This is a genomic window from Streptomyces sp. NK15101, from assembly GCF_020400725.1.
Taxonomy (GTDB): domain Bacteria; phylum Actinomycetota; class Actinomycetes; order Streptomycetales; family Streptomycetaceae; genus Streptomyces.
This window is the reverse complement of sequence record NZ_JAINVG010000141.1, coordinates 1-11,109: the sequence shown is the minus strand read 5'-3', so window position 1 is coordinate 11,109 and position 11,109 is coordinate 1. Positions and strand designations below refer to the sequence as shown.

At 72.2% G+C, this 11,109-nt stretch carries 6 protein-coding genes and 1 pseudogene; 2 read left to right on the top strand and 5 right to left on the bottom strand.

What is annotated here, in order from left to right; all coding sequences use genetic code 11:
• Positions 1-187: 187 nt before the first annotated feature.
• On the top strand, positions 188-1,417 hold the full coding sequence (locus tag K7G60_RS36965; protein ID WP_225805344.1) for an endo-1,3-alpha-glucanase family glycosylhydrolase: 1,230 nt from the start codon (positions 188-190) through the stop codon (positions 1,415-1,417).
• Here the strand turns inward: K7G60_RS36965 and K7G60_RS36960 are convergent.
• Positions 1,359-3,143 (bottom strand): metallophosphoesterase family protein, encoded by a 1,785-nt coding sequence (locus tag K7G60_RS36960; RefSeq protein ID WP_225805343.1) that lies wholly within the window; start codon positions 3,141-3,143, stop codon positions 1,359-1,361. The two genes, K7G60_RS36965 and K7G60_RS36960, sit on opposite strands and share 59 nt — an antisense overlap.
• 240 nt (positions 3,144-3,383) lie before the next feature.
• Between K7G60_RS36960 and K7G60_RS36955 the strand changes: the two genes are divergently transcribed.
• Complete coding sequence (locus K7G60_RS36955; RefSeq protein ID WP_225805342.1) at positions 3,384-4,571, top strand: YncE family protein; 1,188 nt, start codon at positions 3,384-3,386, stop codon at positions 4,569-4,571.
• Positions 4,572-4,645: 74 nt separating this feature from the next.
• Here the strand turns inward: K7G60_RS36955 and K7G60_RS36950 are convergent, their stop codons facing one another.
• The 4 genes and pseudogenes from K7G60_RS36950 to K7G60_RS36935 form a co-directional block, all read right to left on the bottom strand.
• Entirely contained in the window at positions 4,646-5,728 is a 1,083-nt protein-coding gene (locus tag K7G60_RS36950; RefSeq protein ID WP_225805345.1) for a hypothetical protein, read from the bottom strand.
• A 330-nt stretch (positions 5,729-6,058) separates the two neighbouring features.
• A pseudogene (locus K7G60_RS39600) lies at positions 6,059-6,361 on the bottom strand (RHS repeat domain-containing protein); the annotation flags it as partial.
• A gap of 275 nt (positions 6,362-6,636) precedes the next feature.
• Positions 6,637-7,146: a hypothetical protein gene (locus K7G60_RS36940; protein ID WP_225805341.1), complete on the bottom strand. Its 510-nt coding sequence runs from the start codon at positions 7,144-7,146 to the stop codon at positions 6,637-6,639.
• The coding region (locus tag K7G60_RS36935) for a DUF6531 domain-containing protein (RefSeq protein ID WP_225805340.1) at positions 7,143-11,109 on the bottom strand (3,967 nt) is incomplete at its 5' end. The genes K7G60_RS36940 and K7G60_RS36935, both read right to left, overlap by 4 nt.

Genomic DNA, 11,109 nt, shown 5'->3' with positions numbered 1-11,109 from the left:
CCCGGGGGGGTCCCGGGGGGAGGCCCCGCCGCACCGCCGCGGGCCCGGCGCCCGGCGCCGGAACCCCGCACGGGCCCGCGGAGCCGCGCGGGCCCACGGCACCGGAAGGGGCCGGGCCGGAACCCCGACCCGAGCGGCCGGGGGAGGCGGGGGAGGCGTCCACGCCCACACGGCCCGGGGCGGCCCGATGAGACTGTTCTGGGCACTGCTCGCCGTGCTCGCTTTGTGCCTGCCGGGCAGCGGTACCGGGCCGGCCGACGCCCGATCCGCCGCCGCGCCCCCCGACGACGCGTCCCGCCCGCCCCTGCTCGCCTACTACTACCAGTGGTTCAGCCCCGGTTCCTGGCAGCGGGCCAAGACCGACCTACCGCTCGCCGGGGCCTACTCCAGCGACGACACGCAGGTGATCGACCGCCAGATCACCGAGGCCAAAGCCGCCGGCATCGACGGGTTCATCGTCGGCTGGAAGCACGGCACCGTGAACGACCGGCGGCTGGGCAAGCTGGTCGAGGCCGCCGAGGCCAGGGACTTCAAGCTCGCCATGATCTACCAGAGCCTGGACTTCTACCGCCGCCCGCTGCCCGTCGCCCAGGTCGCCGCCGACTTCGCACGCTTCCGCGACCACTTCGCCGGCAGCCCCGCCATGCTGCGCGTCGACGGCCGCCCGCTGACCGTGTGGAGCGGCACCTGGCGCTACTCGCACGACGACGTCGCCCGCGTCACCTCCGCCGTCCGCGGCGAACTGCGGGTCCTGGCCAGCGAGAAGAACGTCGCCGGCTACCGGCGGATCGCCGACGTCACCGACGGGGACGCCTACTACTGGTCCTCCGCCGACCCCGAGACCACCCCCGGCTACGCCGACAAGCTCATGGACATGGCGCGGGCCGTGCACGCCGACCACAAGATCTGGCTGGCTCCCTGCGCGCCCGGCTTCGACGCCCGGCTCGTCGGGGGCACCAAGCCCGTCCCCCGCCGGAACGGCGCGACCCTGACCGCCGGGTACTCGGCCGCGCTCCGCTCCTCGCCGGACGCCATCGGGCTGATCAGCTGGAACGAGTTCTCCGAGAACACCCACGTCGAGCCCTCCCTCGACCACGGCGACCGCTACCTGCAGGTGCTGCGCGACCTGCGCGGCGTGCCCGCGACCGTCCCGTCCGAGAACGGCACGGCCCTGTCCCGCAGCGGCCACCGCCGGTCCGTCCCCCAGTCGGGCGCCTTCCCCGGTCTCTGGGCGTTCGTCGGCCTGGCCGCCCCCATGCTGCTGATCACCCCGCTCGCGGTGCGCCGCCTGCGCACAGGACGGCCCGGACCCGCCCCGGCCGGGCGGACCCGGGCCGGCACGGACCCGGAGGGGGCGGTCAGCAGGTCACCGAGTTCGAGGTCCCGGCGACGTTCCCGGCCAGATCGCGCGCCCTGACCTCGTAGGCGTACGACGCCGGGCACACGGCGGTCTTGTCGCTGAAGGCGAGCACCTCCTGGGGGACCGTGGCCATGTACGTCCCGTCTCGGTACACGTCGTACGACGCGACCTGCCGGTCGTCGGTGGCCGCTCCCCACGTCAGCCTCATGGTGGTGGAGCCGGAGCGGGTCACGGTCAGCGAGGAGGGCGGGGAGGGCGCGGTGCCGTCGGCGGAGAAGTCGTAGGTCTTCGCGTCGAACGTGTTGCCCAGGGAGTCCGTGGGAGTCACCGTCAGCGTCGAGCCGTCGACCGACACCAGCAGGAAGTGGTGGACGTTGGCGTCGGAGGCGGGGACCGGCGTCGAGGAGGGGCAGCGCCTGCCGACGTTGGAGCTGTAGGACCAGCCGATGGCGTACGCGTCCGTCGGGTCGCAGCCGCGGCCGCCGACCGAGGTGAGCTTGGCGCCGCCCCCGCCGGTCACGTAGCTGGGCACGCCGCCGGGCGGGGCCACGTTGCGCTGGTAGATGTGGGCGTGGCCGTTGAAGACCAGGTCGACGCCGTTGTCGTGCAGCAGCTGTTCCAGGGTGTCGGTGCTGCCCGGGTTGTTCTTCAGGTACTCGTCGTCCGGTTCGGTCGGGTCGTCGGAGCGCAGGGGGAAGTGGAAGGCGGCCACCTTGACACCGCCCGGGTGCGCGGCCAGGTCCTGCTGGAGCCACTGGTACTCGGCCGAGGTGGGCGTCCAGTGGGCCGCGGCGTCCACCTGGTAGACGGCGCAGTTGTCGGTGCCGTTGCAGTTGTTCCCGTCGGCGGTGCCGGTGTTGCTGTCGCTCCAGGACGTGTCGAGCATGTAGAACCGCACGCCGCCGCTGGTGAAGGCGTAGTACGTCGTCGGGTAGGTCGCCGGGTTGCTGCCGAAGAACGACGGGTAGCTGACCTGGGAGTAGACGCCGTTCGAGGCGGCGGTGACGGACGGCTGCGGCCAGTTCAACAGGAGGGTCGCGGTGCGGCCGTGGTTGCCGTTGAGGGAGAACATCGGCACCTTCTGGCCCGGCGCGGCGTAGTACTCCGGCGCGAAGACCCCGCTGATGTTGACGCCGGACTGCTGGAGGTCGCCGTAGTTGGTCTGGCTGCCGCTGGGGTAGGCCACGTCGCCCGTGGAGAGCGTGAAGCGGGCGCCGCTCGCGGCCAGCCGGGACAGCACGTTGGCCTGGTCCTGGTTGACCGCGCCGCTGTTGACGCCGTTGCTGGTGGTGTCGCCCCAGTCGCCGAGCACGGCGAACGTGAAGGGGGCCGACGAGCCGTCCGGCACCCTCGTGGTGAACGAGGGCGAGGGGTTGGTGCCGAGCAGGTCGACGGGCGTGGCGTCCCCGGTGAAGACCCGGTAGCAGTACGGGGTGTCAGGGCTGAGGTTCGGCACGGTCACCGAGTTGTTGTACTCGGTGACCCCGTTGACGGTCATGGTGGTGCCGAGGGTGGCGGACGTGACCGAGTTGGCCGTGCAGTCGCCGAGCGGTCCGTACCTCACGGTCTGCCGGCTGCGGGTGGCGGTCGCCCACGTCACCCGGACGGAGGTGGGCGTCAGATCCGTCAGGTAGGGGGCCCTGGTGAGCACCGGAGAGGCGCCGGGGAGGTCGGCGTGGGCGGCGGTGGGCGCGCCGAGGGCCGCCGCGAGGGCGCCGAGCGTCACGGCGGCGCCGACGAGGCGGAGACCTCGGTGTCGTCCGGCGGATGCGAGCACAGGCATGGCACGGGTCCTTTCAGCCTCCGCCGCGGCCGGTCGAGGGCGTCGGCCGGGAGACGGGGGGACGGAGGCACCCTCGGGAACGTAAGGGCGACCGGCGCCCGGGACGGACCGGCGCGGCCGGACCGCGCTCCGCGAACCGCCGCATTCACCCGATCGGGATCCGTCGTGCGGGCCGGTCGGGCGATGAGGCGTGTCCTTCGGCCTCGCCCTCCGTCCGGTACGGGAAGAAGGAGGGGACCCATGCGCTCCCGCACCCGTGCCGGGGGCCGCTCGATCGCCGCCCCTTTGGAGGCCCCCGTGCCGTCACGCGACCCTCAGGAAGCACCCCGCCGACGGTCCGTCGGACGGCTCCGCGCGGCCCTGGCCGCCGCGGCCGTCGCCGCCACGACGGCCGTGCCCGCCGCCCCCGCCGCCGCGGCGGCACACGACGACACGCCGGCGGCCGACCGCGCCTACGTGGCCAACGCCACCGCCAGGACCGTGTCGTTCCTCGACCTCGACGACCGGACCGTCACCCACACCGTGGCCGTGCCGTCGGGCGCGGTCGACGTGGCCGTCTCCCGGCAGCGGCACCGCGCCTTCGTGACCGGCGGCAGCGGCTCGCACACCGTCACGGTCCTCGACACCGAGCGGGCCAGGGTGCTCCGCACCGTCCGGGTCGGCGACCGGCCCGAGGGCGTCGCCGTCAGCCGTGACGGCCGGCGCGCCTACGTCACCAACGCCGACTCCGGCACCGTATCGGTCCTCGACACCTCCCGCGGCCGGGTCGTGCGCACCGTCCGGGTCGGCTCGTTCCCCAAGGGCGTGGCGGTCTCCCCCGACGGGCGCCGCGTCTACGTCGCCAACCTGCTGTCCGGCAGCGTGTCGGTGATCGACACCCACCGCGACCGGGTCGTGGCGACCGTCTCGCTGGGCACCGGTACCGCCGCCTACGACGTGGCCGTCAGCCCGGACGGCACCCTGGCGTACGTGAGCACGGGCAACGGGGCCGACTACGTGTCCGTCATCGACACCCGCGCGGCCACCGTCCTCGACGCGGTGCCGATCGAGGCCGGCGCGGAGTCGCTGGCCGTGGCACCCGACGGGGCGTCGGTGTACGTGTCCTCCGGCTTCGGCGGCGAGGAGGTCTCGGTCATCGACACCGAACTCGGCGTCGTGGCGCGCGGTTTCCGCGTGCCCGGCGGCGCGGAGGGCCTCGCCCTGGGCTACGGGGGGCGGCAGATGTACGTGACCACCGGGCTCGGCTCGCGCTCCACGGTCTACGTCGACACGGAGACCGACCGGGTCATGGGCTCGACGACGGTCGGCACCGGGCCGATGAGCGTGGCCGTCGAGTCCGAGCCGGAGCCGGTGGCCTCCCGGGCCGGCACCGGGCCGCGCGTCCACTGGAAGACGGGCCGTGAGGAGACCGGCGCGCACGCCTCCTGAGTCCGGCGCCCCCGTGCGGCGCCCGGACGCGCGCCGGCGCCGTCGCCCGGCTCGCGGGAGACGACGGCGGCGGCCTACTGGAAGCTGAGCCGGTGCGGATGCGCCGGGTCGACGGGGCAGGTGTGGACGCGCATCAGGCCGCGGCCGAGGTAGACGCCGACCGGGTCGATCACGTCCGGGTCGTCGGCCGAGTCCCGGTCCTCGAGCGGAAGCCAGCTCCTCGAGCCGCCGTCGCACTCCCACTTGTCGACGGTGAGCAGGGGAGGCATCGGCGTGCCGCAGACCGCGCAGTCGACCGGCGCGGGATCGGTGAGGTGCCAGGAGGCGAAGCCGCCCACCTTCCATCCCGGGACGAGGGACAGGTCCCCCATGTAGGAGACCTCGTACTCCTCCTCCGCCCGCGCACGGGCCATCGCGGCCTCGTACTCCTCGTACGTGTCGTAGCTCTGCGGCGTGGAGGAGTCGTACGCGTCCTCGTCGTCCTCCTCGTCCGGCAGGCCCCCCTCCCAGTCGGCGATCTCGTCCTGGAGTTCCTCGCTCAGCAGGCCCAGGTACTCGTGCTCGACGACCTGTTCGGGATGCAGGACGCACGGGGTGGGCACGCACTCCTCGCGGCCCGCCACCGGGGGCTCGGGCTGGTCCGCCAGAACGTCGCCGACCTCCTGCGAGCGCCGCCACTTCAGCACGACGTCGACGGTGCGGTCGGGGCCGTGGGCCTCGAAGGGGCACCAGAACACCTGGAGCAGGTCGTGGCCTTCCGGGCCGACGAGGTCGGGGACGTCCCGCGTGCAGAGCTGGGCGACGGCCAGCAGCGGGAGGGGGTCCTCGTCCCGGAGGCCGGGGGCGTGCCGTCCCGGGCCCGTGGCGTCGAGGATCCGCCGCTCCTCGTCGGAGAAGTCGCGTCCCCTCGCCTCGGCGAGGATGCGCCGCTTGAGCCGCACGTCGGCCGGCCGATGGCCCGTGTCCTTGGTGTGCGCCGCGGCGCACACGGGCCACGGCTCGTCGGCCGGCCACAGCAGCGGTCCCGCCAGCGAGCTCTCCTCGGCCTTCGCGTCGCCCTGGCGGGGGTGCAGGCGCGTGGTCGTGCGCCGGTGGGCGGAGAGGGCGGGGAAGAGGTCTTCGACGTCGACGGGACGCGGGGGCGTGGTGCGGGTCATGCGGTCCTCCATGGCGGTACGGCGACGATGCCATATGCCGGTCCGGACGTGTCCGGCGGGGGGTGGAGCCTGCCCGCTTCCGTCCCCTTCCTGGCATCGATGATCCCGGGGCGCAGGCACGCGTACACGCCCGTGGGGCGGCCCAGACGGTCGAGGCGGCCGTAGCGGATGCCGCCGTCCCGGTCGTGGGCGTCCATCTGGCAGCGCTTGGGGGCCGGGCCCAGCGGGTCGGTCCACGCCCACGGGTCGACGACGTAGGTCGTGGGGTGGGGCGCGGGGGCGAGAGGTGAACCGGACGGTCTCGACGGCGGTCCGGCCGTCGGCGGCCATGCGGTGCTTGGCGCTGCGCCGCCCGAGCGGGTCGTAGGCGTACGTCCACAGGGTGCCGTCGGCCGTGGTGCAGGAGACCAGCCGGTCCTCGGCGTCGTAGGCGTAGTTCTCGGTCCAGCCGGGTGCCTCCACCGCCGGCGGCCTGCCCACGGGGTCGGGCGCGATCCGCTTGTCCCGGCGCTCGGCGCCCGCCGGTCGTTCGCCGAAGGAGACCGGGTATCCGTCGCAGGTCCTACGGGCCCACAAGACCCGATCGTCACACGCGCGACCACCTGATCCGAGGGGCTTCGTCGCCCGAGTCATCGAACAGCCCTGTCGGGACGAAACGCTCTTCTAGAGCCACGAAAAGAGGCACCTGAACTGGGCTTTCTCCTGTCAGGTGCCTCACCGCGGCCGCGTCGTTCCCACTCCTCCACGGACTGCTCGACGAGGCGGTCCGCCTGCTCCCGGACGCCGTCCAGGAACTTGGCGTAGCGACGGAAGAGGACTTCGACGCTCTGGCCCGCGCGGCGAGCGCATTCGGCCGGGGCCCTTCCACGAGGCCCCGGGCCGGCGAGCGCGCCGTCTCCTGGCCTTCGTCAATTCTCCCGATACTTCTCGTCAGCCACCAGTACCGAGGTGAAGTGGATCGGCAGGCCGTTCCCGTCCCGCGGGACCTCCTGCGAAGTGTCCCGGGTGAAGGCCAGGGTGACGCCGGGGATGTAAGGGGCTCGCGGGTCGTCGTTGTTGACGTGCCAGCCCTTCCGGGCGGCGTGCGCGAGGATCTCGTCGGCGGGGGTGCGGAACACGTCGAGGCCGTCGAGCAGCACCTGTACGTCGGGGTCCTCGTCCTCGTCGGGTCCCCAGACGGTGACGGCGGTGACCAGGTGGTCGCGCTCGAGCGCCGCCTGGAATCCGATGCCGTCGTACTCGGCGGAGACCAGGTCGAAGTCGCGCACCGCGTCGGCCGGGTACACCCGCGGAGCGCCCCAGGCCGACACCGCGGCGACCGTTTCGTCGAGCGTCATGCCCAGGCGGACGGGAGCCACGCCGCGGGGCGGGTCGAGGACGAACTGCATGAGGGGGCCTTCCTGGTCGGTTGAGATCATTTCAGTATGTCGTAGTCGATCGTCCAGCCGCGGCGCTCCAGCATCGCCTGGAACTTTCTGTTGTTCTTGAGGCTCTCGACCATATCCGCGATGTGCTTGTCGTACTTGTCCCCGTACTTGGCGCGGACCTCGTCGATGTCCATCTTCATGGCCAGGTCCCAGCGTCCGGCGTCGATGTGGGCGCGCTGGTCGGCACGCCACTGGACGGAGTGCGCCCATGAGCCGGTCGAGGACATGTCGCGGTGGTCGGCCTTCTCCATGCGGATCGCCGGGCCCATGCCGGCGTCGTTGATGAAGCCCTCCTCGTCGAGGTGCGCGTAGGAGGCCTTGGCCGGTATGTGGTTGATCTCCATCTTGACCGGGTACTTCGGCTCGTCGTTCTCGTCCTTGAGGTTGGCCGGGGTCATGCCTCCGTACCAGCCGCCGTCCTCGGTGCACCCCTTGGCGATGAGGCCGAGGGGGTCGGTGAGGGTCCAGGGGTTGGTCACGTAGGCGACCGGGTTCGCCGCGGGTGCCAGGCCGAGCGGATCGGGGGCGGCGTACCGGGCCGTCTCCGGATCGTAGTGACGCAGGTGGTTGTAGTGCAGGCCGGTCTCTGGATCTTCGTACTGGCCGGGGAACCGCAGTGGGGTGTATGCCGTGGCCGTGCGGTTCCAACGGGTGCTTCCCCACGTCGTCCTGCGGGACTGCCACGCCACGTCGCCGTCTTCGTCGACGAGTTCGGTGGGCGCGCCGACCAGGTCGGTGACGATGGCGAAGAACCGCGTGTCGTAGTCGCTCCGACCGGTGCTGTGCGGGCGTCGTTCGAGCTGGCTCAGCGGGCGGTGGTCGTGGGCGTCGTACTCCCACGTGAGGGTGGTGGCGGTGGCCGTGTCGGTCTGCTCCGCGAGACGAGAGCCGTCCCAGGTGAAGTAGGTCGACTGCTCGGCCGTCCTGCCGTCCGGCGCCATGCGGTGTTTGGCGGTGCGGCGGCCGAGAGGGTCGTACTCGTAGCGCCATGTGACGCCGTCGGGGGTGCGGCAGGCGGTGAGCCGGTTCTCTGCGTCCCAGGTGTAGTGCCAGGTGTCGGGTTTGCGGGAGAGACGGCTCTTCTGCCGCAGCACCATGCGGCCGGCCGCGTCGTACTCGTAGCGGATCCGGCCGGCGCGGAGCAGGCGGTTGCCTTCGTAGGCGCGTTCGCCACGGGCCTCGTCCCTGAGCGCGCGGTCCGGCCAGTCGGCCTGGGTCTGGTTGCCCACGGCGTCGTAGGCGTACGTCTCGTTCCAGTCCTCGGCGGTGACGCGTAGCGGTCGTCCCACGGGGTCCAGGTGGAAGGTGACGTCGGTGTCGGCAAGTCGGTCGGTGATCCGTTCGAGGTGGCCGTCCGCGCGGTAGCCGTAGCCACGGGAACGAACGACCCGCTCCCCCGCGGTCACGGTGCGGGAGGAGAGCCGCCCCATGCGGTCCCAGGCCGAGGCGAGGGTGACGGCTGCCGGGCCTTCGCCCAGAGTGCGGGCGAGTTCGCGGCCGCGCTCGTCGCGGGTGACGAGCATGTCGTGCCCGTCCACGGTGATCAGGGAACGGCGTCCGGCCGCGTCGTGGTGGTAGCGGGACCGGGCTCCGCTGGGCGTGGTCCGGGATATCAGGGCGCCGGCGGGATCATACTCGTAGCTGGTGGTGCGGCCGTTGACCGTCTCGGCCAGGAGCGACCCCGTCACGTCCCGTTCGAGGACGACGGTCGAGGTCGGGGACGTGAACGAGACCGGCCGACCGGCCGGATCGTAGCCGTAACGCGTGGTCTCACCGGCGCTGTTCTTCTCCACGACCCGGTCCATGACGTCGTAGGCCGTGGTGATGCGCTCCCCGGACGCAGTCGTCCGGGCGGTCGTGCGTCCGACGGCGTCGAGTTCGTACGACACGCTGCGGCCGTCGAAGTCCGTCTCGGCGATCAGCCGGCCGGCCACGTCATAGGTGTAGGTCCAGGTCAGCCCCTGCGGGCCGGACACCTCGGTGAGCCTGAGCTCCTTGTCGTAACGGAACTCGTATCGCGCGCCGTCCGCTCCCGTCCGGGCGGCGAGCTTCCCGAAGTGGGTGTACTCGAACCGAGTGGTCGCACCTGTCGGGTCCGTATGGGAGGTCCGGTTGCCCTCGGCGTCCCACGTCCATGTCTCGATGCCACCGTCCGGACGCGTGGCACGGATGGCCCACCCTTCGGTGCTCCACTCCGTCGTGTGCTCCGCACCCAGCGGGTCGGTGCCTCGGACCGGTCGGCCGAAGGAGTCACGCACGAGGTGGTAGGTGTTGCCCAGCGGATCGGAGTGGCTGAGTGTGAGTCCGGCCGCATCGTGGGTCATGCGGTGGGTGGCACCCGATGCGTCCGTGCGCGAGGTGAGGGCGCCGCGGTCGCTGTACGTGGAGCGGGTGGTGGCACCGTCGGGGGCGATGACGGCGGTGAGGTTGCCACGGTCGTCGTACTCCTGTCGCCAGACGCTGCCGTCGGGGCCGGTGACCGTGACGGGCAGGTTCAGCTCGTTGTACGAGGTGAGGGTCCGGGTCCCGTCGGGGCGGGTGACGGACGTCAGATTGTCGTGCTCGTCCCAGGTGAACGTCGCGGTGCGGCCGAGTTGGTCGGTCCGCGAGAGCAGGTTGTCGTGAGCGTCCCACTGCCGGTACACGGTGTGGCCGAGCGGGTCGGTCTCCGCGACGACCTGACCGAGTTCGTTGAGGCGGGAGGTCGTCACCGCTCCGGTGGCGTCGGTGAAGCGGGTGATCCGCTCGGCGGTGTCGTAGGAGAACCGGGAGGAGAGGAAGCCGTCCGGACCCACGGTCTCCACGACCCGGCCTTCCGGATCGTAGACGTAGCGGTACGTCGATCCCAGGCGGTCGGTCCACGACGTGACCCGGTCGGCGTCGTCATAGGTGAAACGCAGGGTGGCGGCCTCGTCGTCGCTCCCTCGGGCGTCGGAGACCGCCGCGAGCCGGCCCTCGGCGTCGTACGCGAACTCGCTGACCGCCCGAGGGCCTTCGTGGGTGCGCAGGGCGAGCCCCGTCACGCGGCCTCGCTCGTCGGAGGCGACAGCGACCTGGTAGCCGCCGCTGTGGACGACGCCGAGGGGTGTTCCGTCGGCGTCCCGCTGGATGCCTATGGTGTTGCCGTTGCGGTCCTCGATGCGGCTCAGCCAGTAGAAGCGGTCACCGTGGTAGGGGTTCCCGGTGAACAGGCGTGTCTGACCGGTGTGCGGCTCGTCCACCGCGTAGGTGACCGTCCCGAGGCCGTCCCGGGAACGGAGGCTCAGGACGGCCGTCCGGTTCGCGGTGACCGGCAGCGTGGACTCGTCGGCGTCGGGGAGGCGGGGGTAGAGGAGGAGCGAGCCGTCCTCGCGTACCCAGGCGGCCGTGCCCGCGGCGTCGACGGATATCTCCAGTCGCTCGTCGAGCGTGGACGCCCAGCCCGCTCCGAAGCAGCGTCCGTAGTGGTACCCCGACACATGGGTGCGCCGCAGGACGAGCGGCAGGGTGCCGGAAAGCGTCAGGTCGGTCTGCGGGAGCACCATCTCGCCGCTGGCGATGTCGACGGGGTCGGTCTTGCAGCGACGCTTGTTCAGGCTGACACCCTTGCCCCGCGGATCGCCGAGGGCGTCCCGTGTCGAGTCGGGTGACCTGCGCCCGCCCTTGCCGTTGTCGCGGCCGGAGCTGCCGCCGCTCCCCTTGCCGCCCCCGTTGTCGTGGTCGCCCTTGCGTTGGCGGGCGAGGCGGTCGCGGATCGCGTCGTCGTTGTTCTTGTGGTCCTTGGATATCTGCTTGACGGCCTTCGGCAGCGTCTCGCCGATGTGGTCGCCCATGGTCTTGGCGGACTTCACCAGGGCGCCCATGGCCTTCTCGATGACCGGGTCCAGGGCGTCGGCGATGTCGTCCCGGCCCTTGTTGCGGCCCTGGTGCCCCTTGGCCTTGGTCAGCTTCCCGGCGGTCTTGCCGTGGATGCCG